The organism is Serratia sp. J2, assembly GCF_046269175.1.
GTDB lineage: Bacteria > Pseudomonadota > Gammaproteobacteria > Enterobacterales > Enterobacteriaceae > Chania > Chania fonticola_C.
On sequence record NZ_JBKABN010000003.1, the window covers coordinates 309,622 to 331,450 of the forward strand.

The window sequence follows — 21,829 nt, forward strand, 5'->3', positions numbered from 1 at the left end:
GTTTTCTACCACCACCATGGGCAGAAAATTTGTTGTCATTATTGTTTTAAGCCGGGATAACGTCCTTCTGCTGCTCCGGTGCTGCGGCAATAAATGCCGGAAGCGCATTGCAGGCAAGATAAACCCTGGCGCAGCGTGGATAAGCCGACAAATCACATCCCATACGTAACGCATTGGCCCACTGCGGGATCAGGCAGCAATCCGCCAAGCTAGGGGCATGGCCTACGCAATAGTCGCCGGAGTTCGCTTTCACCAGTAGCTTCTCGACGGCGGCCAGCCCCTGCTCGATCCAGTGGGCATACCAGGCTTTCTTCTGAACCTCTGAAATCCCCAGTTCATCGGTCAGATAGCGCAGAACGCGCAGATTGTTGACCGGATGAATATCGCAGCAAATCGCCAGGGCGATCTCCAGCACCGTAGCTCGCAATTGCTCCTCCTGCGGCAATAGCGGCCCTTGTGGGTAACGACGATCGAGATAATCAATAATCGCTAGCGACTGGCCAAACGCCAGCCCGTCATCGTCCACCAGCGTAGGAACCAGCCCGATCGGGTTCAGTCGTCTATAGGCAGGGTTCAACTGCTCACCCACGCGGATATTGACCGCTTCACTCTGGTAGCTCAGCCCCTTAATAGCCAGGGCGATACGTACCCGATAGGCTGCCGAGCTGTTAAAAAAACTGTAAAGCTTCATGGTGGCCCCCTGTCAGGCAATAGTGACCTGGAGTGGCGTCAACCCTGCAACCGCGCCGTCGATCCGGTCGCCTCGTACCACCGGGCCAACGCCTTCCGGCGTGCCGGTGTAAATCAGATCGCCCGGTTGCAGCTCAAAGAAACCGGACAGGTAGCTGATAGTTTCCGCTACCGACCAGATCAGGTTGCCGATCCCACTACGCTGATGATCCTCGCCGTTGACCGTCAACCAAATTGCAGCCTGATCGATATCTTCCACACTGCCTGCCGGATGGATCGCGGCTATCGGTGCGGAATGATCGAAAGCTTTGCCAATCTCCCACGGGCGCCCCATCTTGCGCATTTCCATCTGCCGATCGCGGCGGGTCATATCCAGCCCGGTGGCATAGCCGTAAACATAATCCAGCGCCTGCTCGAGCGGAATATCGCTACCACGCTTGCCGATAGCTACCACCAATTCGATTTCATAGTGATAGTTGTCGGTTTGTGACGGGTACTCCAGCGTCAGGCTTTCCCCAACTGCGACCGGCACTACCGCGTCAGCCGGTTTGCAAAAGAAGAATGGCGGCTCACGGTCGGGATCAAACCCCATCTCACGCGCATGTGCCGCATAGTTACGGCCAACGCAATACACGCGATGCACTGGGAACAGGCTATCGCTACCAACGACTGGAACGACGGTGATGGCCGGAGGGGTAAACAAATATTGGCTCATAGTGATTTTCCTTTAATGATGTCGTTCAAATTAACCACGTGCTTCACGCAGCAACCCAAGCGCTTGCTGAACCGGGCGATCGGAGAAGCTGAACAGCACGCTTTCGCTGCGCGTAACAAAGCTGAGCGGCTGCCAGGAAGGAACGACGAAAATATCTTTGGCGGTATAGGTAAATGTTTGGCTACCGATGATGACGGTGCCTTCCCCTTCCACCACATGGTAAATCGTGCTGTCCGTGGTGCGGATCTTGGCGCTACTGAACCCTTTGGGTAACAGTTGCAGAAAGGCCGCAATGGTCGGCATCGGCGAACCGCCGGTGGCTGGATTGACATAGCGCAGCTTGATGCCTTCACATTCATCCAACGGGCCATTACGTAATAGTTGATCCAGGGCTTCACGGCTGCGGTCATAGCGATAGTTGAAGATCGGCGATGAATTGCCAACTTGATGGCGCATTGGCAACATATTGGCCGCATAGCGCGGCTGGGAATCATTCTCCGGGCGTGTCACCGGCTGCTGTTCTTGCGGGAAACCCTCAGCAAACGCACAACCGAGATAATTCACCAACGGCAAGTCCAGTCCGTCCAACCACACCACCGGGTGCTCGCCAGGGTTGCCATGATCGTGCCATTGCCACTGCGGTGTCAGGATAAAATCCCCTGAATGCATGGTGGTACGCTCACCATCAACGGCGGTAAACGCTCCCTGGCCTTCAACAATAAACCGTAGCGCCGATTGGGTATGCCGGTGGCTGGGAGCGATCTCGCCGGGCATGATCAATTGCAAACCTGCATAGAGTGATTGTGTAATGGAAGATTTGCCCCGCAGTGCCGGGTTTTCCAGCACCAATACCCGGCGGATCGCCTCTTTGGCGCCAATCAGTTCCCCACTGCGCAGCAGGAAAGGCCGAATTTGCTGATATTTCCATAGCGCGGCCACACACCCGGCGTTAGGTAAGGTGGTAACCAGATTGTGCAGAGACTCCCACAGCGGCGTGAGATCCATCGCGTCGATTTGCTGATAAAAATCTGCTCGTTGTTGCTTTACTGCGGGTGTTAATTCAGACATCGCATACTCCTTTGAGTTATCAATACGTTATCCACGAGCGATCTGCGCTTTGGCAATCTGGCGGACGCTGCGTACCTGGCTGAATAGCAAGGCCAAAGCGATGGCGGCTAACAATGCCGGGATAGCGATAAACATGAAAATAGTGGAAAACGAGAGGTTGAAAGACAGCATCACCCCACCGCCGAGCGAGCCGAAAATCGCCCCGCAGCGGCCAACGGCGTTAGCCCAACTGACCCCGGTGGCACGGCATAAGGTTGGATACAGGGAAGCGGACAGTGCGTTCAACCCCACCTGCGAACCACTGATACCGATGCCCGTTCCCAGCACCGCAAAGGCCATGCCCCACAATGCCCCTTCTGAAACACTGATCAGCACGATAAACAGCGCGCCGATGGCGTAGCTGCTCGCCAATACCCAATAGGGATTGCGGCGATCCATCAGTTGGCCGATGACGATTGCGCCAATCGTGCCGCCAACCTGGAACATAGCGGTGACCCATGAAGCGTGCTGCAAATCGACACCGCTGTTGTTGAGCAACGTTGGCAGCCAGCTAGACAGCAGGTAGACGATCATCAGGCTCATAAAGAACACGCACCACAGCAGTAGCGTGACGGGCAGCACACCGCGCTGGAACAAAGCCGATACCGAGCCTTTCGTCGCCGGTTGTTCCGGCAGATAGAACGTCACATCACGATGATCCTGCCTGGTGATTTTCTGCAATATGGCCGCCACCTTGTCCGGACGACGGTTGCGCAGCACCAGATAGCGGGGGGATTCCGGTAGTGCGAAACACAGTACCACCAGCAAGGCCAGCGGCAGTACGCCACCAATCACCAAAATGCCTTCCCAGCCAATCAGCGGGACCAGTTGCGCGCTCACCACCCCGCCTAATGCCGAACCGAGGGTGAAGCCGCAGAACATCAGCGTCACCAAGCCCGCTCGCCGCCGTTTGGGCAAAAATTCCGAGGTCAAAGTAATAGTGTTCGGCATCGCGCCCCCCAATCCCAAACCAGTCAGGAAACGCAGCCACGTCAACGTATTCATGTCGGGTGAAAAGGCGGACAGCAGGCTCATCAAGCCAAAGAACGCAACGCAAAACTGCATCACCTGTTTGCGGCCAAAACGATCTGCCAGCGGGCCAAACAACAGCGCACCAAGCGTCAGGCCGAATAAACCTGCGCCGAACAGCGGGGCCAGATGAACCGCATCCAACTGCCACTGTTGGCGGATAGCCGGAGCGATGAAACCGATAGCGGCGGTATCAAAGCCGTCAATGGTTACCACCAAAAAACAGCATGCCAGCACACGCCACTGAAACGCCGAGACGGGAGCTGCATCAATAACATCCTGGATATTAAGCCGACGAGAAAGATTCATGGCCGATTGCCTCTTTGGGTGTAGGGTCTTTTCTTGTTTTTGTGACGAGTGTTGCTTATTTGTTAATACTATGTAGGAGGCTAATGTGAAAAGATAATGGCATTTCCGCCCTGGCGATAACCTGGAGGTTATGACAAATGGCAGACTGGACTCAGCGCCTCAAAATCCATCACCTACGCCTTTTGATGTGTCTAGGTGAGCAAGGCAACCTGACTCAGGTGGCCAGGATGATGAATATCACGCAGCCTGCGCTATCGAAGTGGCTGTCGGCTTTGGAAGAGGATGTCGGTATCACCTTGTTTGAACGCCACAGCAAGGGGCTACGTCCCTCTGAAGGGGGGAAACTACTATTGGAGCACGCAAGGCGTATCCTTAACGATCTCGATCGCTCCCGTGAAGACATCATCCGTTTCAAACAAGGGGGCCAGGGCAGTCTGTTAATCGGTTGTTCACCGGTTGCTACCGACTGCGTAACACAAGCGATTCTGGCGGTGGTTAATGATTACCCCAGCGTACACCTGCAGATCGTGGAAAACGTGATGACGCCACTGCTGCAAAACCTGCTGTCGGGCAAGATCGATGTGGTGGTTGGCCGTATTGGCGGTCACGCCCTGCAACTGCCGCTCAACTACCGCGTGCTGTATACAGAGCCGGTGTGTTTCGTGGCACGCACGCAGCACCCGCTGGCCAGCCGCGGCAGCATTGCCTGGGAAGAACTGATGGCATATCGTTGGATCGTCTGGCCAAGCGGCACGCCGATCCGCGTCAGTATCGATAACGCGCTTGTGGAGCAAGGCGTGATGCTGCCCAGCGATCATATTGAGTCGGCATCAATGAGCGTGACATTGGGGATGACGCAAAGCAGCGAGATGATTTCCATTCTGTCGTGGCGGCTGGCTGAACGCTATGCTACGCAGGGGCTGCTCACCATTTTGCCGCTCCCCCGTCTCGAACAGAAAGGCAGCGTCGGGGTGTTCTGGCGCAAAAACGACATCCCCACCGATGTCTTGCAGCGTTTCCTCAATCATTTGATCAGCGATGCGGCCTAACGGCTATGTTTGGCATGGCGTTCGAAGTTATCCGCCTTGGCTGCGGCAGACTTGCGCAAGGTGACATAGCACGCCCCCTCACCACCGTCACGTGGCAGTGCCCGGCAAAACGCCTGCACCTGTTCAAACTGCTCCAGCCATTTGGCCAGGTAGCTGCGGATGATATTCGGATGGCTTTGATCTGTCCGCCCACGGCCATGCACAATCAGCAACGAACGCAGGCTGTCTTTCTCCGCCTGGATGATAAAGCGGAACAGCGCCTGGCGGCAGCTCTCGACAGGCTGGCGCAGCAGATTGAGGCTGACTTGCGGTGGATAGTGGCCGTGACGCAGCTTATCCAGCACCCCTTGCTGAATACCTTCGCCCTTATATTCCAACGGGGTATCGCAGGGAATAATGTCCAGAAAGCCGGTGCTGAGGAAGTTCTCCAACTGTAACGCCTGAGCTTCCCGGCGCGCACGTTTATCGACAGGATCCTGCGCCTTGAGGTACAGCGTGGGTTGCCCCGCGGATAACGGCTTCACATCGGTCATCGCCTGGGCAAAAAAATCGTTCTCTTCGTCGCTCATTTCACATCACTCTCGGGAGATTTCACCCACCGGCGGGCTATTGCTTTTAGTGGGAATGGCTTGATTGTAAGACGCCTCGTCAGGGTTGCAAGTGAGGAATTGACGGCAACGGGTGAGGTTGTGAGCGGTTTTCGTTATACTGCAGGCCATTATTGAGTGCCGCAAAGGATCCAACCCATGAATATGCGCGAGCTGGAAATCCAGTTTCAGAATGCAATGAATGAGTTACAAGCCAGCTTCGAACAGCAGCACCGTGAATGGCAACAAGGCTACCAGGCTCTGCAACAGCAGTTGGCCGAAGCGCAACGGCGTGAAACCGCGCTGCGCATGCAGAATGAACAGCTGGTCAACAAACTAAGCACCGCCAGTTCGGTGCCGGAACAGCATGCCCTGGTCAAGCAGATCAAGATGCTGGGTGCCCATTTGGATGCGCTGGCACAAGATGCCGCCACCTTTAATCGCCATGTGCATAATAAACAACGGGCCGCAGACAATTTCAGCGGTGAGCAACACTGACAATTTCGGGCGCGTATGCTGCGCACCAAGACGGTAAAAATCATACATGACGTGGATCATCATCGCCGCCCTGATCGTAGTTTTCATTATTGGCTATCGTGTTCTGACTTCCGACACCCGCAAGGCGATAGATTCACTGGCGCATTTGCTGAAAGTAAAGCCGATGCTGGTGGAGTCCATGCTGCAGGAGATGGGCAGCCGCCACAGCCAAAGCTTTATCCGCATGTTGAACAACGGCTATACCGAAGAGATGCATCAGGCCGCCTATATGCTGTTTATCTACCTGACGTTTATCAAGCAGGCAGACGATGAGCAGATTGGCCTGTGGCGGGAAACGCTGCTGCGCGCCGGGCTGTCGCCGGAACTGCATGCCGAGCACACCGAAGCGGCGCTGTTTTACTTTGCCGAACTGGATCTGGATGCGTTTGAACTGGCGCAGTTCCGCCGGGCCTACAACGAACGTTATAACCGGGAAGCGCTGGGCAACTGGTGAAGCTTTCCCCCGCTTACGGGGGAGAGTTTAAAGGAACATGCTGTAGAGATAGCGCGAGAGCGCATCGCGGGAGCTGAAACCGTGAGGAATGCCGTAACGCGTGTTGGGCGTATCACCGCTTAAATCCAGGGGAAACTCAAGATACTGCTCGCTGTTACGCATCAACGAGGTGGGTGTGGCAAAATGGAGGCTCTTCTCTTTTAATGCCGGGTGGATCACCAACGCCATTCTGCCCATTCGCGCTTCCCGATTCACATACACGTAGTGCTCGCCCTTGCGAAAACCGTAGGTCTGATCGGTGACATAATCACGCTCAAAACCGGTACTCTCTAACACTTTAGCCACTTCATCCGGCCGTAAATACATCTATTTCTCCTCTCAGTTCTGGGTAGCTTTGCGACCTTACCGTAATCAGGAGATGAAACAATTAATTTATCCGTACTCATTCTGGTTTAGGAATAATCTGCAGCTATACACCGCCCGCCTGTTGCCTACGCCATTCGCTGGGGCTCATCCCCTGAACCCGCAGAAACTCACGGTTAAAGTTGGATTTGGTGCTGAAACCGGCCTCAAGCATAATCTCGGTCACCGGGCGATCGCTGCCACTCAACCACTGGGCCGCTTGCTGAATGCGTAACTGATTCACATATTGGGATACATTCATTCCCGCCTGCTGGTTAATCGCCTGGGAGACCTTACGTGCCGGTATGCCCACCTTGCGCGCTAACCGGGCCAGGTTCAGCGCCGGTTCCAGATAGAGATCGTCCTGACGTAGCCGTTGGTTGATCAGCTCAAAGCAGTGCTCGTCATCCTCTGTCAGCGCCTCGGTTTTCGCTGGTGGCAAGGGCTGCTCTTCGGGTTCCGGCTGTTGACGCTCACGGCCAAGCACCAAACCTACCCCCAGGACCATCATCACATTGCCAAAGGCCGCCAGTGCACCAGCATGCCTACCGGCTAACAGCGAATAATCCAGGGTGATCGCCAACTCGATCAGGCCGCAGACGACCAGCAGGCCGCCTAATCCGCACCATAAGCGATAGCTCAGCCAACTGTCCGCCAGTGCCACCTGCTGCAAAACATTCTCGCCGCGCCGCAGGTACAGCAAAATAGCCGCGCCGTAACCGAAATAGCCAATAACGATCAGCCCATCCAGCGCCGCCAAGGCTCGCCACTGTACCAATAACACCAGCAGCGGGAACGTCAGATGCCCAACGACGCGCCAGCCCATCGGCCCACGGGCTTGCAACATCAGTACCAGATAACACAATGGCGGGATCAGGGCGGCCCCCAGCGGTTGCAAAATAGCAACCCAAGGTTGCTGATAGCCAAAACGGATCCCCACCAGCAGGCTTTGCCAGGCGCAGATCAACAGCAACAGCTGTAGCAACCAACGGTGTGGCCGTGGCCAACCAAGGCGCACGATCAACGCCAGGCACAACAGGCTGAAGAGAAAAGACAGCGGGATAAGCGGCATGTTACCTCTGTGGTTATTCGGGAACGCCCCAGTGTAGAGAGCATAATAAGCTAAAACAATCGCTTAACGACCTGGATCGCGATCGAGGTCGCGTCAGGAAAACGCAAATGCGATGGTTCGGTTTTCCCCTTGAAGGAGTCATCATGAAAAAGTTATGGATTTTGTGCCTACTGTTTAGCTGTGTCGCCACCGCCGCCCCCTGGCAGGTTGGCAGCCGCTTGCAAACGTTTTATAACGGCGATCGCCCATTGGTCACCCGTATCTATTACCCCACAAACGTTCAAGATCAGCCACAACAGGTCGGCGGCAGGCCAGTGTTTGCAGGTATTCCTGCTCTGCCAGACGCCCCGCCAGCAACCGGGCATTTTCCACTGATGATCATCAGCCACGGCAGCGGTGGCAATAATAGCAGCCAAGCCTGGCTGGCGAAGGCGTTGGTGGAACAAGGAATGATCGTGGTTGCAGCCAATCATCCGGGCAGTACCAGCGGTGATTCCATCCCGGCAAAATCGCTCGAACTGTGGCAACAAACGCGCGATATCTCGGCGCTGATCGGCGCCATGCTGAAGGATGGTACATGGCAACCGCGGATCAACACACAGGCCATTGGCGTGGCGGGGCATTCCAAAGGTGGCTATAGCGCCATCTCTGCGATTGGTGGCCGAGTCGCGCTAAAGGATTTTATTGCCGGTTGCCAACAGCAGCCACGCTCGCCTAACTGCCTGTTTTATGCTGGTGTAAACAAGAACAGTATCTCTGCCACCCAGTTTGACGCTAATTACACCGATGCCCGGATCCGCTTCGCCATCGCCCTGGACCCAGGCTTGGTGCCCTATCTGCAACCGGCCAGCCTGCGCCAAATCAGCGCGCCGCTGCTGGTCATCGCCGCACAACACTTTATGCCGGGCAACGATCCGGAAAGTCTGGGTGCTGAGTCGCTGGCTGCCAACAGCGGGCAGCAGCCGATCAAGGCCATTGTCTTACCGGGCAGCAATCACTTTGATTTCTTACAGCTTTGTACTCCAGCCGCCCCGGAAATATTAGCTGAAGAAGGAGAAGCCTTTATCTGTGGCTCTTCGCCCGCCGAGCGTGAACGCGCCCACCAGCAAACCATCACTGCCGTGCTGGCTTTTATTCAGCCGTGGCTATCCTCGCCCGCAGGAAATCAATAAACCCCCGCACCTTCTCCGGCACATGGCGCGTGTTGGGATAAAGCGCATAAATGCTCTGTACCGGGAACTGGTGATCTGGCAGCAGGTGGCACAATTGCCCGTTAGCAATAACGGGCCGTACCAACCATTCTGGCAGCAGGGCCACACCCGCCCCCTGTAACGCGAAAGTCAGCAACGCAGTGGCGCTATCGGCCATCAGCCTGGCGTCATCTTCTACCCTGAACAACACCGCCTGACGTTCAGGGGTGAGCACTTGCCAACTCAGCGGTGAAGGGAGACGGCTATGGGCCAGCCAGGCAGCCTGAGCCAGTTGAGGCAGTGACGCGATCGGCCGCTGTACCAGATAGGCCGGTGCCGCCACCGGTAAGATAGCGAAATTATCGATCAGCGCTGCATGATGATTGGAGTCCGCCAGTTGGCCCAGGCGGATAGCCACATCAAACCGCTCGGAAATCAGATCCGCATGGTAAGAAGAAGAAACGTGCTGAATGCGTAAGCGCGGGTGCAACTGCGCGAAGGCGGCCAAGGCAGGAACCACCACTTGCGCACCATATTCCGGCGTGCTGGTGATGCGCAGAATGCCACTCAAGCCATGGTGATCGCGGCGTACATCGTCGAGCAGGTATTCCGCATCCTGTAATAGCCGTTGGCAACGTGGATAAAAACGCTCACCAGCACCGGTGAGTGACAGCCGCCGCGTACTGCGCACCAGCAATGAAACGCCTAGCTCGCTTTCCAACTGTTTGATGTTAAAACTGACCACCGCCTTGGTTTGCCCCAACGCCTCCGCCGCAGCGGTAAAACTGCCGGTATCGACCACCGCCGCAAACATCGCTAACCTGGCTAAATTGAGCATCTTTCACCCACCTACTGTCAAAATATTTTTGACAGTGTAATCGCCCAGCGCCGATTTATCAGCCCTTTCCCGCCCGCTACACTGCACGCCTTCAACCAGAGGCTTCATGGCTTATCGCACTAAAGTGGCAATCGTCTATCTGCTCGGATTCTTTGTCGATCTGATCAACATGTTTATCGCCAACGTCGCCTACCCAGCGATCGGCCACGCTTTGCAGGCCAGCATCAGCCAATTGGCCTGGATCAGCAATGGTTACCTGCTTGGTCTGACGCTGGTGATACCGAGCAGCATAGCTGGCAAATTTTCGCGTTTGCCTTGATGGGGCTGGGTGGCAGCCTGTGTAGCAGCACGGCACAAAGCTGCGCCTTTCTCACCATTGCCGACACCCAGTTGGCCGATGCCTGCGCCCTATGGAATATCAACCGCCAGTTGAGCTTTTGCTTTGGCGTTACCCTGCTCAGCCTGTTGCTCAATCTGTTGCTCGGCCATATGGAACCGCTCATGGCCTATCGTTACTGTTTTTATCTCGCCGCAACCAGTACGCTGTTCCCGATGCTGCTGTGCCTGCGTATTACCAACCGCGCCATCGTGCACCATCTCAACGCTGAACAGGGATCCTGATGAATCGTTATTTTACCGAAGTGATTGACGCCCATGTGGCTATCGCCGACTGGCTGGGAAAAGGGGCTGGAGAACGGCAACCGCTCTTGGCGCGGTTTCACGCAGATTTTTCCATGATTGCCCTAAACGGCAACAAGCTGGGATCCAACGAACTGGAAGGATTTTTCCAGACGCATCGGGCTGCAAAGCCGGGGCTGGAGATTGCGATCGAAGACATGAAGATGGTCGCAGAATGGGCAACGGGGGCCGTAGTCAACTATCGCGAGAAGCAAACGCTGCCAGGCCAACTTGCGACCCTGCGTTATTCTACCGTGGTCTTTACCCAGACCGCCGACGGGCTACGCTGGCTGCACCTGCACGAAACGCCTATCGGGCAATAATTACAGGAAGCTGCTGGCCAGGAACAATTCCCAGGCCACCACCAGACCACATAGCGTGACGGCACTGAAGATCACTTCAAACAGGTAGCGGTTCATCATGATGACCTCACCTCAAAAGAAGACACCCGGAAAACCGGGTGTCAGAGTATTCAGCAGAGGACGCGGAACCTTTGACGGCTCCGCTATCTTCACTTATTTAGCAGCTGGAGCAGCGGCTTTCTTGCTTGATTTGTGGTGTTTTTTAGCAGCTTGGGCTTTCTGAGCTGGTTTAGCTGCGGCTTTGTGGTGCTTTTTAGCAGCCTGAGCTTTCTGAGCTACTGGTGCTTTGGTAGCAGCAGCTTTGTGGTGTTTTTTAGCGGCCTGAGCTTTTTGAGCTGGTTTGGTGGCGGCTTTGTGATGCTTTTTGGCAGCCTGAGCTTTCTGAGCTACTGGCGCTTTTTTGCTGTGCTTTTTAGCGGCCTGAGCTTTCTGCTCTGGTGCTTTTTTGGTGGCTTTCTTGTGTTCTTTCTTGTGGTGAGTCGCTTTAGCTGGAGCTTTCTCAGCCGCAGGAGCCGCAGTAGTAGGAGCCGCAGTTGGTGCCGGTGCAGCCGCAGTATCAGCAGCGAAAGCAACAGAAGACAGGCCCATGGTGGCAGCAACGATCAGCGCTAATACTTTTTTCATCTTTAAATCCTCAGAGAGTGTTTATCGGTAAGCCCGGTTGGGCCGTTGAAGAGATAATAATGGAATCAATGTCAGGCTTCCGTGAGTGATTGGTTTCGCTGAGTAACCAAATGTACAGAGCTTGTAGCCCGGCCCTCAGGCTGGGGTGATGCTCAAAAAAAGCCTCGTTATTCGCGGGGATAGCCATTAATTTTCGTGATCGCCAGCACATTTCCCAAAATGGTCTACACTTAAATGACATGTGTCGTAACGGAGAGTCGAATGTTTAACAAGACAGATAAAGTAGAACGAGACATCGATCAGGACGTGAACCTGCTGGCCGATACGCTGGACGAAGTATTACGCGACTCCAGCAGCAAGACCAAAGAAGAACTGCATGAACTGCACAGCAAGGCAAAAGGGATATTACGCGATGCCCGTGCACGCTTCAGCGGTTCCAGCAGCCTGACACAACATGCTCGCGACGCAGTTGGCAATGCCGATAGCTATGTACGAGACAAACCTTGGCAGGGCGTAGGCATCGGTGCTGCTGTTGGCATCGTGCTCGGCGTCTTGCTTGCTCGGCGTTAACCCATGTAGCTGGTTTTAACCATAAAACAGATGTGCGTCTGGCCCACGGTTTTCCGTGGGCCGCTTTATTTTCCGCTCTCGATAATCGCCGCCAGCCGCTCCACCGCGCGCTCTGCTTCGCTATAGCTGGTGAAGTTACCAAAGCCCATCAATAAGCCATTATCGGCAGGCGAGGACATCTGCCAATCCGACAATGCCTGTATCGATAAGCCCTGTTGCCAAGCTCTCTTCGCCAGCTCACTGTCATTGAGCCCTGCTTGCAAATGAGCCAGCATCTGGATCCCCCCGGCCTGCGGGACCACCGTCAAATAGGCTGCAAGCCGCTGTGTCAGGGCCTGCACCAACCATGCGCGCCGCTGGCGATACAGCAACCGCATGCGCTTTAGATGGCGGTAAAAATGCCCGCCGTTGATAAAATCGGCCACTCCGGCTTGCAGTAATGGTGGGCAACCGCAGCCTCGCAGCTGGCTACAGCGCTCAAAAGCCGCCGTCTGCTCATCCGGCACCACCAGATAGGCCATACGTAACGCCGGAAACAGGGTTTTGCTGAAGGTCCCGGCGTAGAGTACCCGCCCCTGACGATCGAGGCTTTTTAACGGCGGCAAGGGTTTGCCGTAGTAGCGACACTCGCTGTCGTAATCGTCTTCGATAATCCAGGCCGAGTGACGGGTTGCCCAATCCAGCAGCGCCATACGCCTGGCCAGGCTGAGGGTAACACCCAGCGGGCTTTGGTGAGTCGGCGTCAGCACCGCCATACGGGCGTCTGGCCGGGTGGCAATACCGGCGTCAATATTCATCCCTTCCTCATCAACCGGCACTGGAACAATTTGCATTCCGGCGGCACTAAACAGCGGCTGGGTAACCGGATAACCTGGGTCCTCCAGCCAGACCGCCTCTCCCAGTTTCAACAGCGCGTTGATCACCAGCTCTATCAAAGCCTGATAACCCGCGCAGATAAATACCTGTTCCGGCCGACAGACGATGCCACGAGAAAGGTGCAGGTAATGGACAATTGCCTCGCGCAGTTCCGGCAGACCATTAGGGGGTGGGTGTGCCAATGAAGCCATAGTGGTGCCACGCAGCTGCCGGGCAACGATGCGCTGCCATACCGCCCGTGGGAAGGCATCCAGCGCGGGCAGGCCAAGCTGAAAGGGTTGAGTCGGCCCAGCGGGATGAGACTGAAATGCGGAAGGTGCCGGAGTCGCCAAGGTGGGTACCGCTGACAGCTCGGTGCGCTCAGGCATTTTCAGCAACTGGGAGGAAACATAGGTTCCCGCCTGGCCCCGGCTTTGCAGAAAACCTTCAGCCACCAGCGCAGCGTAAGCATTCTCAACCGTCGCACGCGCTACCCCCAGATCGCTAGCCAAGCCGCGCACCGAAGGTAAACGGCTGTTGGCCACCAGGGTTCCCTGCACGATAGCGTCTTTAATCCGCAGATAGATCTGCCGGTACAGGGGCTCAGCCTGCTGGTGATCCAGCCGTAGGGCAGCAAAAATATGACGTGTCATGGCTTAATCCCCCTCACCCGAACCCTCTCCCACAAGGAGAGGGGACATACCGTGCCACAAATGACCACCGGCGCCCAACGGCGACTCCGGACTGGCTCCCTCTCCCCCACACAAGTGTTCGTGACGAACCTCGAACCGTACATTGGGAGAGGGCTGGGGTGAGGGGAAATGGGCCGTCTAAATTGATAAGCACTACGTGTTATGGCCTGGTTAAATAATCATTTTATGGCTCTATAGCATAGACCATATCGCGGCTAAAGTAGCGCCGTACATTGGTTACGTCATTAATCCGAGGTTTGAACATGATCAAGCAACGTTTGCAGTACGCCGAACTGTCACCGGCCCCTTATAAAGCCATGGTGAGCGCATTGGGGGGGTTAGAGAAAGGCCCGCTGGATAAAGCGATCATTGAGCTGATGTTTATGCGCGTTTCGCAGATCAACGGCTGCGCTTTCTGCCTGGATATGCACGGCAAAGCGCTGCGTGCAGGGGGAGCGAGCCACGCCAAGCTGGATACGCTGGCGGGCTGGCGCGTCAGCCATGAATTCAGCGAGGCAGAACGTGCCGCGTTGGAATGGGCCGAAGCGGTGACCCTGATTGCGGCAACCGGCGCACCGGACAACGCCTTTGACGTCCTGAAAGCCCATTTCAGCGATGCCGAAATCAGCGATCTGACCTTTGCCATCAGCATTATGAACGCCTTTAACCGCCTGGCAGTCAGCATGCGGCAGTAACTTTGCGGGCCGGGGCAACCCGGCCTGCTCGATCCTTATCGCAAAAAATATTTCCCCACCGCTTTTCCAGCCTCGGCGCGGCCTGCGCACCAAAAACCGAAAAACACCACATATAGTGATGTTGATAATATAAATATCAACATATAGTATTCATTCATCAACGCAGGGGGAAACGCTTGGGTTGGTGACGCCGTCAGAAACGCCCTATCATGCTCAACTTTCTGACTTATCCGCCTTTCCTTCAATATAAAAGGTAAATGCGAATCATGATTATTATTATTTACACTAAACCAGATTGTGTCCAGTGCAATGCCACCTACCGTGCCCTGGATAGACAAGGGATCAATTATCGCGTGGTCGATCTGACCCAGGATCAACAAGCGCTGAACCATGTTAAATCACTGGGCTATCAGCAGGTGCCGGTGATTATCGCCGGTGACGATCACTGGTCTGGTTTCCGCCCGGACAAGATTGGCGCGTTAGCCAACGCCCTAACCTCCTGAGGTGTGCCATGGATCCGCTGGTCTACTTCTCCAGCAGTTCGGAGAACACCCACAGATTCGTTGAGAAGCTGGCACTGCCCGCAATACGCATCCCGATCGCTGGCAGTAAAAAAGTGCTGATGGATCACCCTTATATCCTGATTGTGCCCAGTTACGGCGGCGGCAGCAGCGTCGGTGCCGTACCGATCCAGGTGATCCGTTTTCTCAATGATCCGCAGAATCGCGCTTACCTGCGCGGTGTGATTGCCGCAGGTAACACCAATTTCGGCGCCGCGTATGGCATCGCCGGTGACTTCATCGCCAAAAAATGCCAGGTACCGGTGCTTTATCGTTTTGAGCTACTCGGCACCACACAAGACGTCGCTATCGTTCAACAGGGAGTCACCGCATTTTGGCAACGACAGAACTGACCAGGCCCGCCAGCGCCACGCTGGATTACCATTCGCTCAACGCGATGCTCAACCTTTACGACGCCGAAGGGCGCATCCAGTTCGATAAGGATCGGCTGGCCGCCAGGCAATACTTTTTGCAGCACGTGAACCAAAACACCGTGTTCTTCCACAACCTGGCGGAGAAATTGCGCTATCTGGTGGATGAGGGATATTACGAAGCGGCGGTGCTGGAGCAATATGAATTTGCCTTTATCAAGCAGCTGTTCCAACAGGCCTATGCCAGGAAATTCCGCTTCGAGACCTTCCTCGGCGCCTTCAAGTATTACACCAGCTACACGCTGAAAACCTTCGATGGCCAGCGCTATCTGGAACGCTATGAAGACCGGGTGTGCATGGTGGCGCTGCGGCTGGCGGCGGGTGATACCACTCTGGCGCAGGATCTGGTGGAGGAAATCATCTCCGGGCGCTTCCAACCCGCGACGCCCACCTTCCTCAACTGCGGCAAACAGCAGCGCGGCGAGCTGGTTTCCTGCTTCCTGCTGCGTATTGAAGACAATATGGAGTCGATTGGCCGCGCGGTGAATTCGGCACTGCAACTCTCCAAACGCGGCGGCGGTGTGGCCTTTCTGCTGAGCAATATCCGCGAGGTTGGCGCCCCGATCAAGCGCATTGAGAACCAGTCTTCCGGGGTGATCCCGATAATGAAAATGCTGGAAGATGCCTTTTCTTACGCCAATCAACTGGGGGCACGCCAAGGCGCAGGGGCGGTGTATCTGCACGCCCATCACCCAGACATTCTGCGCTTCCTGGATACCAAGCGGGAAAATGCCGACGAAAAAATCCGCATCAAAACCCTGTCGCTGGGGGTGGTGATCCCGGATATCACCTTCGAATTGGCAAAAAATAACGAAGAGATGTACCTGTTCTCTCCCTACGATGTGCAACAGGTGTATGGAGTGCCGCTGTCAGAGATTAGCGTCAGCGAAAAATACCGTGAGATGGTGGATGACAAGCGCATCCGCAAATCCCGCATCAACGCCCGTGAGTTTTTCCAGCTGCTGGCGGAGATTCAATTCGAATCCGGTTATCCGTACATGATGTTTGAAGATACGGTCAACCGCAGCAATCCGATCGCCGGGCGCATCAATATGAGCAACCTGTGCTCGGAGATCCTGCAGGTCAACAGCGCCAGCCGTTACCATCAGGATCTGAGCTATGCCGAGATCGGCAAAGATATCTCCTGCAACCTTGGCTCGCTGAACATTGCCAAAGTCATGGATGCCCCCGATTTCGGCAAGGCGGTGGAAACCGCGATCTACGGGCTGACGGCGGTAGCGGATATGAGCGATATCGGCTCGGTGCCGTCTATCGCCGCCGGGAATCAGGCCTCCCATGCCATCGGCCTCGGCCAGATGAACCTGCACGGCTATCTGGCGCGCGAGCGCATCTTTTACGGTTCGGACGAGGGGATCGATTTCACCAATATCTACTTCTACACCGTGACCTACCACGCCCTGCTCGCCTCCAACCGGCTGGCAATAGCGCGCGGCAGCAGTTTTGCCGGTTTCGAGAATTCCACCTACGCCAACGGGGAGTATTTCAGCAAATACATCGAGCAGGAGTGGCAGCCAAAAACCGCGCGAGTGCGCGAACTGTTTGCCAACGCCACTATCACCATACCTGGGCGTGAGGAATGGTTGGCATTGCGCGCTGCGGTGATGATGCATGGGCTGTATAACCAGAACCTGCAGGCGGTGCCGCCTACCGGTTCCATCTCCTACATCAATAACTCGACCTCCAGCATCCATCCGATCGTCTCACGCATCGAGATCCGCAAGGAGGGCAAGATTGGTCGGGTCTATTACCCTGCCCCTTACATGACCAACGACAACCTGGAGTATTACCAGGATGCCTACGAAATTGGCCCGGAAAAGATTATCGATACCTACGCCGCCGCCACGCAGCATGTGGATCAGGGGCTATCGCTGACGTTGTTCTTCTGCGATACCGCCACCACCCGCGATATTAACCGCGCGCAAATCTACGCCTGGCGTAAAGGCATCAAAACCATTTATTACATCCGCCTGCGCCAGATGGCGTTGGAAGGGACCGAGGTGCAGGGCTGCGTGTCCTGCGCGCTGTGAGGAGAATTATGACGATGCAACGAGTGCAGGCCATCAACTGGAACAAGATTGATGACGACAAGGATCTGGAGGTGTGGAACCGCCTGACCAGCAACTTCTGGCTGCCGGAAAAGGTGCCGCTGTCGAACGATATTCCGTCCTGGGCCACGCTGACCGTCAAGGAGCAGCAGCTCACCATCCGCGTATTTACCGGGCTGACGCTGCTGGATACCATCCAGAATACCGTTGGCGCTCCGGCGCTGATCGCCGATTCCATCACCCCGCACGAAGAGGCGGTGTATTCCAACATCAGCTTTATGGAGGCGGTACACGCCCGTTCCTACAGTTCAATATTCTCCACCCTGTGCCAAACCCGGGATGTTGACGAGGCCTACCGCTGGAGCGAGGAAAACGCCACGCTACAGAAAAAAGCCAGCATTATTCTGGCGCACTATCGCAGCGACGATCCGCTGTTGAAAAAGGTCGCCAGCGTGTTTCTGGAGTCGTTCCTGTTCTATTCCGGCTTTTATCTGCCCATGTACTGGTCGAGCCGGGCCAAGCTGACCAACACCGCCGATCTGATCCGCCTGATCATTCGCGACGAGGCGGTGCATGGCTACTATATCGGCTACAAGTTCCAGAAAGGCCTGGAGCAGGCCAGCCCGGCCCGCCGCCAGCAGGTGAAGAACTTTGCCTTCGATTTGTTGCAGGATCTGTACGACAACGAGGTGCGTTATACCGAAGAGCTCTACGACGGGGTGGGCTGGACGGAAGAGGTGAAGACCTTCCTGCACTATAACGCTAACAAGGCGCTGATGAATCTGGGCTACGAGGCGCTGTTCCCACCCGCAATGGCACAAGTGGATCCGGCGATCCTGTCGGCGCTGTCCCCCAACGCCGATGAGAACCACGATTTCTTCTCCGGCTCCGGCTCTTCCTACGTAATGGGCAAAGCGGTGAATACCGAGGATGAGGACTGGGCGTTCTAAATGCCTGATGCCATCTAGCGTAAAAAAAGCCCCGCATCCTCGCGGGGCAAATCGGCAACACACTACTCAATAGAAATGCGATAACACCAGTAGCGCCAGCGAAACGTTAATCGCCCCGCCGATGCGCGTTGCGATCTGGGCGAAGGGCATCAGCGACATCCGGTTGCCCGCCGTCAGGATCGCCACGTCACCGGTTCCACCTTGCCCGCTCTGGCAACAGGAAACAATGGCCACGTCGATCGGATGCATACCGATCTTCTTGCCAACCAGGAAACCGGTGGCCACCAGCGTGCTTACCGTCGCCACGATCACAATCAGGTTCTGCACGGTGAAGGCATCTACCAGCTCTTGCCACGGCGTGATCGCTACGCCCACGGCAAACAGGATCGGATAGGTCACGGCGGTGCGGAAGAATTTATACACCACCTGCGATCCTTGCTGAATACGTGGCGAAACGCCGTGTGCCAGCTTCACCGCCACTGCGGCAAACAACATTCCCACCGGGGCCGGCAAGCCGATCAGCCGGTGTAACAGCATGCCGACCATATACAGCAGGATGGCCAGCAGCGCGCCACAGGCGATAGTGGCGACATCCACGTTACCGCTCAGTTTCTCCGTTGCCGCGACCTCGCTATCGCCCTGCTTGCTCGGCATCAGGCTGCCTTCGCCGGTAAGGTGTGGATAGCGTTTCCCCAATTGGTTCAGCAGGCCAGCAATCACGATCGCCGTCAGGCTACCCAACATCACGATCGGCAGGATACGCCCCAAGGCCACGCCCTGCTCCATATGCAAAATGGCGGCATAGCCCATCGATAATGGGATCGCCCCTTCCCCCACGCCCCCGGCCATGATCGGCAGGATCAGGAAGAAGAAGATCTGGAACGGATCGAGGCCCAACGCCATCCCCACCGCCATCCCGACCAGCATGCCGGCCACTTCACCGCACAACATCGGCACGAAGATACGCAGGAAACCCTGGATCAGCACCTGGCGGTTCATGCTCATAATGCTGCCGACGATAATGCAGCAGATGTAGAGATAAAGAATATTGGTCGACTTGTAGAATTTGGTCGTGGACTCAACCACCACGTCCGGCAGCAAACCATAGTGCACCAGCGCGGAGGGAATAAAGGTGGCACAGATGGCGGCAGCCCCCATTTTCCCCACCAACGGCAGGCGCTTGCCAAACTCACCGCAGGCAAAGCCGAAGAATGCCAGTGTCGCCACCATCACCACGATATCGCTAGGTAATTTACCTGCCAGGCAGTCGAGCAGGATCAGCACTCCGGCCAGCACGAAGAATGGCAGCGGTATAATCCCTATTTTGTAATTATCCAGAATATGCCACCACTTTTCACGCAGCGGAATATCGGCAGTTTTATCTTTGGCAACGAGGTAGGAATCATCGGTTGTGCTCATAATCTGGCCTCTTATTGTTTGTTCGGCCATCATAGAGAAACGCTTGGAGTCACCGCTGTGATTTTGTTCAAAATAAAAAAGGGTTTTTAATGGGGGTTATGGTTTCTATGGTGTTAATGCCCTTTATGTAAAATAGCCCGTGGAGTTAATGGCGTTAATAATAGGCTTATTTTAAGTTTTACTGATTTTATCGCACGTTCGGTGTCCGCTACGCCGCTGCGTAATATTCCTCTACAATAACGCCGTGCCGATGCTCACAACTTGATCTTGGGCAATATTACTTCAAGGGCGACTCATGATAGGGTAGTCACCCAAACAGACACCAGGATCCGCGGCAAACCATGCACATCAAACTCTCTTTTCATATCAAGCTGTTCCTGTGCCTGGTCGCCTTTTCCTGCGTGTTGCTGACGCTGATCGGGGTTTACACTTACTACAAACTGGATGCGCAGTTGCACCGGGATCTGGGTGCCCGTGCCCAAGTGCAGGCACGTGAGATTGCGCTGATCCCCTCCCTGATCACCGCCGTTGAAAATAACGACACGCAATATATCGCCGCACTGATGAAAAAAATCCGTGCCAGCAGCGATGCCAGCTATATTGTCATCGGCGATAGCCACACCATGCACCTTTACCATTCCGAACATGCCGACCGTTTGGGAACCCCTATGGTGGGGGGCGATAATAAAGAAGTGCTGGAAGGCAAAAGCATTATCTCGATCCGCAACGGGGGGATCGGTATTTCATTACGCAGCAAGGCACCAATTGTGGATGACAATAACCAGGTGATCGGTATTGTTTCCGTCGGTTATCTTAAATCCCATATCGACAGTTTAAATGCCCATACGCTGACCCAGATCGTGGCCTCGATCGTCTTGCTATTGATGGCGCTGTTTATTTTTTCCTGGCTATTATCGAAGAACCTGAAACGCCAGATGTTTTCATTAGAGCCAAAAGAGATCGCGCTGCTGGTGCGCCAGCAAAAAGCCCTGCTGGAAGCCATCTATGAAGGGGTGATCGCCATAGATCCGCAACTGCGCATCATCACGATTAACCATGCCGCGCGTGAGCTGCTGGATCTGCGTCAACCGGCCAATAATCTGCTGGGCCAGCACATCGGTGAGATCATCCAGTCACAGCCCGATTTCTTTGCCGCAGCGCAGCTGGGGCACGACACCCATGATGAGGTGTGCCGTTTCAACCATGTGCGAGTGATTGCCAGCCGGGTGCGGATCATGCAGGAAGAGGAGCTACAGGGGTGGGTGATCAGCTTTCGCGGCAAGAACGACATCAACACCCTCAGCAGCCAGCTTAGCCAGGTAAAACGCTATGCCGATAACCTGCGCATCATGCGTCACGAACAGCTGAACTGGACGGCCACGCTCGCTGGCTTGCTGCATATGCAACGTTATGACGAGGCCATCCGCTATGTGGAAGCCCAGTCGGAAGGCGCACAGGAGATCCTCGACTTTATTTCCCAGCGCTTCAGCTCCGCCGCGTTGTGTGGCCTGCTGTTGGGCAAATACTCCAGCGCACGGGAAAAAGGCATCGAGCTCCGTTTCGATCCCGCTTGCCAACTGCGCCAAATCCCCGCCGCGCTGAATGAAACCGAGCTGATGTCGATTATTGGCAACCTGTTGGATAACGCGTTCGATGCTACGCTGCATTGCGCAGCGCCGCACGAAGCGGTAGAACTCTATATCAATGACAGCAGCAACGAGCTGGTGATCGAAGTTGCCGATCGCGGCACCGGGATTGCACCGCAGGTTCGTGATACGCTGTTTGAACAAGGCGTGACAACCAAAGATAAGGGCGACCACGGTATTGGCCTGCACCTGGTGGCCAGCCACGTCGCTCAGGCCCATGGCAGCATCGAAGTGTCGGACAACGATCCGCACGGCACCATTTTCTCGCTGTTTATCCCCAAAGCTTAAGCACCCGGATCCGA

General features: G+C 55.5%; 24 protein-coding genes and 1 pseudogene. 14 read left to right on the top strand and 11 right to left on the bottom strand.

The window, feature by feature from the left end; translation table 11 throughout:
• Positions 1-46: 46 nt before the first annotated feature.
• The 4 genes from maiA to ACKWMY_RS05045 are packed head-to-tail and all read right to left on the bottom strand — an operon-like array spanning position 47 to position 3,850.
• On the bottom strand, positions 47-691 hold the full coding sequence (gene maiA, locus ACKWMY_RS05030) for a maleylacetoacetate isomerase (RefSeq protein WP_074029565.1): 645 nt from the start codon (positions 689-691) through the stop codon (positions 47-49).
• Between the two features lie 12 nt (positions 692-703).
• On the bottom strand, positions 704-1,405 hold the full coding sequence (locus tag ACKWMY_RS05035) for a fumarylacetoacetate hydrolase family protein (RefSeq protein ID WP_074029566.1): 702 nt from the start codon (positions 1,403-1,405) through the stop codon (positions 704-706).
• Between the two features lie 30 nt (positions 1,406-1,435).
• Positions 1,436-2,473: a gentisate 1,2-dioxygenase gene (gtdA, locus tag ACKWMY_RS05040; protein ID WP_074029567.1), complete on the bottom strand. Its 1,038-nt coding sequence runs from the start codon at positions 2,471-2,473 to the stop codon at positions 1,436-1,438.
• A 27-nt stretch (positions 2,474-2,500) separates the two neighbouring features.
• On the bottom strand, positions 2,501-3,850 hold the full coding sequence (locus tag ACKWMY_RS05045) for an MFS transporter (RefSeq protein WP_409485985.1): 1,350 nt from the start codon (positions 3,848-3,850) through the stop codon (positions 2,501-2,503).
• 137 nt (positions 3,851-3,987) lie between these two features.
• On the opposite strand from ACKWMY_RS05045, the gene ACKWMY_RS05050 reads away from it, so the two are divergent.
• The gene (locus ACKWMY_RS05050) at positions 3,988-4,899 is read left to right on the top strand and encodes a LysR family transcriptional regulator (protein WP_074029570.1); all 912 of its coding nucleotides are present in this window, start codon (positions 3,988-3,990) and stop codon (positions 4,897-4,899) included.
• Here ACKWMY_RS05050 and smrA read toward each other — a convergent pair.
• Positions 4,896-5,468, bottom strand: coding sequence for a DNA endonuclease SmrA (smrA, locus tag ACKWMY_RS05055; protein WP_024530930.1), 573 nt, complete (start codon positions 5,466-5,468; stop codon positions 4,896-4,898). The two genes, ACKWMY_RS05050 and smrA, sit on opposite strands and share 4 nt — an antisense overlap.
• A gap of 177 nt (positions 5,469-5,645) precedes the next feature.
• On the opposite strand from smrA, the gene ACKWMY_RS05060 reads away from it, so the two are divergent.
• Both ACKWMY_RS05060 and ACKWMY_RS05065 read left to right on the top strand, forming a co-directional pair.
• Positions 5,646-5,984 (top strand): MbeD/MobD family mobilization/exclusion protein, encoded by a 339-nt coding sequence (locus tag ACKWMY_RS05060; protein ID WP_024530929.1) that lies wholly within the window; start codon positions 5,646-5,648, stop codon positions 5,982-5,984.
• A gap of 46 nt (positions 5,985-6,030) precedes the next feature.
• Positions 6,031-6,477 (top strand): DUF1198 family protein, encoded by a 447-nt coding sequence (locus ACKWMY_RS05065; RefSeq protein ID WP_021807638.1) that lies wholly within the window; start codon positions 6,031-6,033, stop codon positions 6,475-6,477.
• Between the two features lie 27 nt (positions 6,478-6,504).
• Here the strand turns inward: ACKWMY_RS05065 and ACKWMY_RS05070 are convergent, their stop codons facing one another.
• Positions 6,505-6,843: a DUF2002 family protein gene (locus ACKWMY_RS05070; protein WP_021178947.1), complete on the bottom strand. Its 339-nt coding sequence runs from the start codon at positions 6,841-6,843 to the stop codon at positions 6,505-6,507.
• Between the two features lie 103 nt (positions 6,844-6,946).
• Positions 6,947-7,951, bottom strand: a complete 1,005-nt coding sequence (locus ACKWMY_RS05075) for a helix-turn-helix domain-containing protein (RefSeq protein ID WP_409485986.1) — start codon at positions 7,949-7,951, stop codon at positions 6,947-6,949.
• A 143-nt stretch (positions 7,952-8,094) separates the two neighbouring features.
• On the opposite strand from ACKWMY_RS05075, the gene ACKWMY_RS05080 reads away from it, so the two are divergent.
• Positions 8,095-9,123, top strand: a complete 1,029-nt coding sequence (locus ACKWMY_RS05080; protein ID WP_409485987.1) for an alpha/beta hydrolase family protein — start codon at positions 8,095-8,097, stop codon at positions 9,121-9,123.
• Here the strand turns inward: ACKWMY_RS05080 and ACKWMY_RS05085 are convergent.
• Complete coding sequence (locus ACKWMY_RS05085; protein ID WP_409485988.1) at positions 9,083-9,979, bottom strand: LysR family transcriptional regulator; 897 nt, start codon at positions 9,977-9,979, stop codon at positions 9,083-9,085. The two genes, ACKWMY_RS05080 and ACKWMY_RS05085, sit on opposite strands and share 41 nt — an antisense overlap.
• Before the next feature lie 106 nt (positions 9,980-10,085).
• Between ACKWMY_RS05085 and ACKWMY_RS05090 the strand changes: the two genes are divergently transcribed.
• The 3 genes and pseudogenes from ACKWMY_RS05090 (at position 10,086) to ACKWMY_RS05100 (ending at position 10,980) form a co-directional block, all read left to right on the top strand.
• Positions 10,086-10,298 (top strand): hypothetical protein, encoded by a 213-nt coding sequence (locus ACKWMY_RS05090; protein WP_261160902.1) that lies wholly within the window; start codon positions 10,086-10,088, stop codon positions 10,296-10,298.
• A pseudogene (locus ACKWMY_RS05095) lies at positions 10,247-10,600 on the top strand (MFS transporter); the annotation flags it as partial. The gene ACKWMY_RS05090 and the pseudogene ACKWMY_RS05095, both read left to right, overlap by 52 nt.
• On the top strand, positions 10,600-10,980 hold the full coding sequence (locus tag ACKWMY_RS05100; RefSeq protein WP_199062871.1) for a nuclear transport factor 2 family protein: 381 nt from the start codon (positions 10,600-10,602) through the stop codon (positions 10,978-10,980). The pseudogene ACKWMY_RS05095 and the gene ACKWMY_RS05100, both read left to right, overlap by 1 nt.
• 192 nt (positions 10,981-11,172) lie before the next feature.
• Here ACKWMY_RS05100 and asr read toward each other — a convergent pair whose 3' ends face one another.
• Positions 11,173-11,643 (bottom strand): acid resistance repetitive basic protein Asr, encoded by a 471-nt coding sequence (gene asr / locus ACKWMY_RS05105; RefSeq protein ID WP_024530923.1) that lies wholly within the window; start codon positions 11,641-11,643, stop codon positions 11,173-11,175.
• 261 nt (positions 11,644-11,904) lie between these two features.
• Between asr and ACKWMY_RS05110 the strand changes: the two genes are divergently transcribed.
• A complete protein-coding gene (locus tag ACKWMY_RS05110) occupies positions 11,905-12,213 on the top strand; it encodes a YqjD family protein (protein WP_024530922.1) in 309 nt (102 codons plus the stop codon).
• 65 nt (positions 12,214-12,278) lie between these two features.
• Here ACKWMY_RS05110 and ACKWMY_RS05115 read toward each other — a convergent pair whose 3' ends face one another.
• On the bottom strand, positions 12,279-13,721 hold the full coding sequence (locus ACKWMY_RS05115) for a PLP-dependent aminotransferase family protein (RefSeq protein WP_074029582.1): 1,443 nt from the start codon (positions 13,719-13,721) through the stop codon (positions 12,279-12,281).
• 302 nt (positions 13,722-14,023) lie between these two features.
• Here ACKWMY_RS05115 and ACKWMY_RS05120 point away from each other — a divergent pair, with 302 nt between their 5' ends.
• From ACKWMY_RS05120 to nrdF, 5 genes are all read left to right on the top strand, one after another.
• Positions 14,024-14,455 (top strand): carboxymuconolactone decarboxylase family protein, encoded by a 432-nt coding sequence (locus ACKWMY_RS05120; RefSeq protein ID WP_409485989.1) that lies wholly within the window; start codon positions 14,024-14,026, stop codon positions 14,453-14,455.
• A 266-nt stretch (positions 14,456-14,721) separates the two neighbouring features.
• A complete protein-coding gene (gene nrdH, locus ACKWMY_RS05125; RefSeq protein ID WP_409485990.1) occupies positions 14,722-14,958 on the top strand; it encodes a glutaredoxin-like protein NrdH in 237 nt (78 codons plus the stop codon).
• Positions 14,959-14,966: 8 nt separating this feature from the next.
• Positions 14,967-15,368 (top strand): class Ib ribonucleoside-diphosphate reductase assembly flavoprotein NrdI, encoded by a 402-nt coding sequence (gene nrdI, locus ACKWMY_RS05130; protein ID WP_409485991.1) that lies wholly within the window; start codon positions 14,967-14,969, stop codon positions 15,366-15,368.
• The gene (gene nrdE / locus ACKWMY_RS05135; protein WP_409485992.1) at positions 15,350-17,494 is read left to right on the top strand and encodes a class 1b ribonucleoside-diphosphate reductase subunit alpha; all 2,145 of its coding nucleotides are present in this window, start codon (positions 15,350-15,352) and stop codon (positions 17,492-17,494) included. The genes nrdI and nrdE overlap by 19 nt, the downstream gene beginning before the upstream one ends.
• Positions 17,495-17,502: 8 nt before the next feature.
• Positions 17,503-18,462 (top strand): class 1b ribonucleoside-diphosphate reductase subunit beta, encoded by a 960-nt coding sequence (gene nrdF, locus ACKWMY_RS05140; protein ID WP_409485993.1) that lies wholly within the window; start codon positions 17,503-17,505, stop codon positions 18,460-18,462.
• Between the two features lie 66 nt (positions 18,463-18,528).
• Here nrdF and ACKWMY_RS05145 read toward each other — a convergent pair whose 3' ends face one another.
• Entirely contained in the window at positions 18,529-19,881 is a 1,353-nt protein-coding gene (locus tag ACKWMY_RS05145; RefSeq protein ID WP_024530711.1) for a 2-hydroxycarboxylate transporter family protein, read from the bottom strand.
• Positions 19,882-20,222: 341 nt separating this feature from the next.
• On the opposite strand from ACKWMY_RS05145, the gene ACKWMY_RS05150 reads away from it, so the two are divergent.
• On the top strand, positions 20,223-21,815 hold the full coding sequence (locus ACKWMY_RS05150; RefSeq protein ID WP_074029587.1) for a sensor histidine kinase: 1,593 nt from the start codon (positions 20,223-20,225) through the stop codon (positions 21,813-21,815).
• Positions 21,816-21,829: the final 14 nt, after the last annotated feature.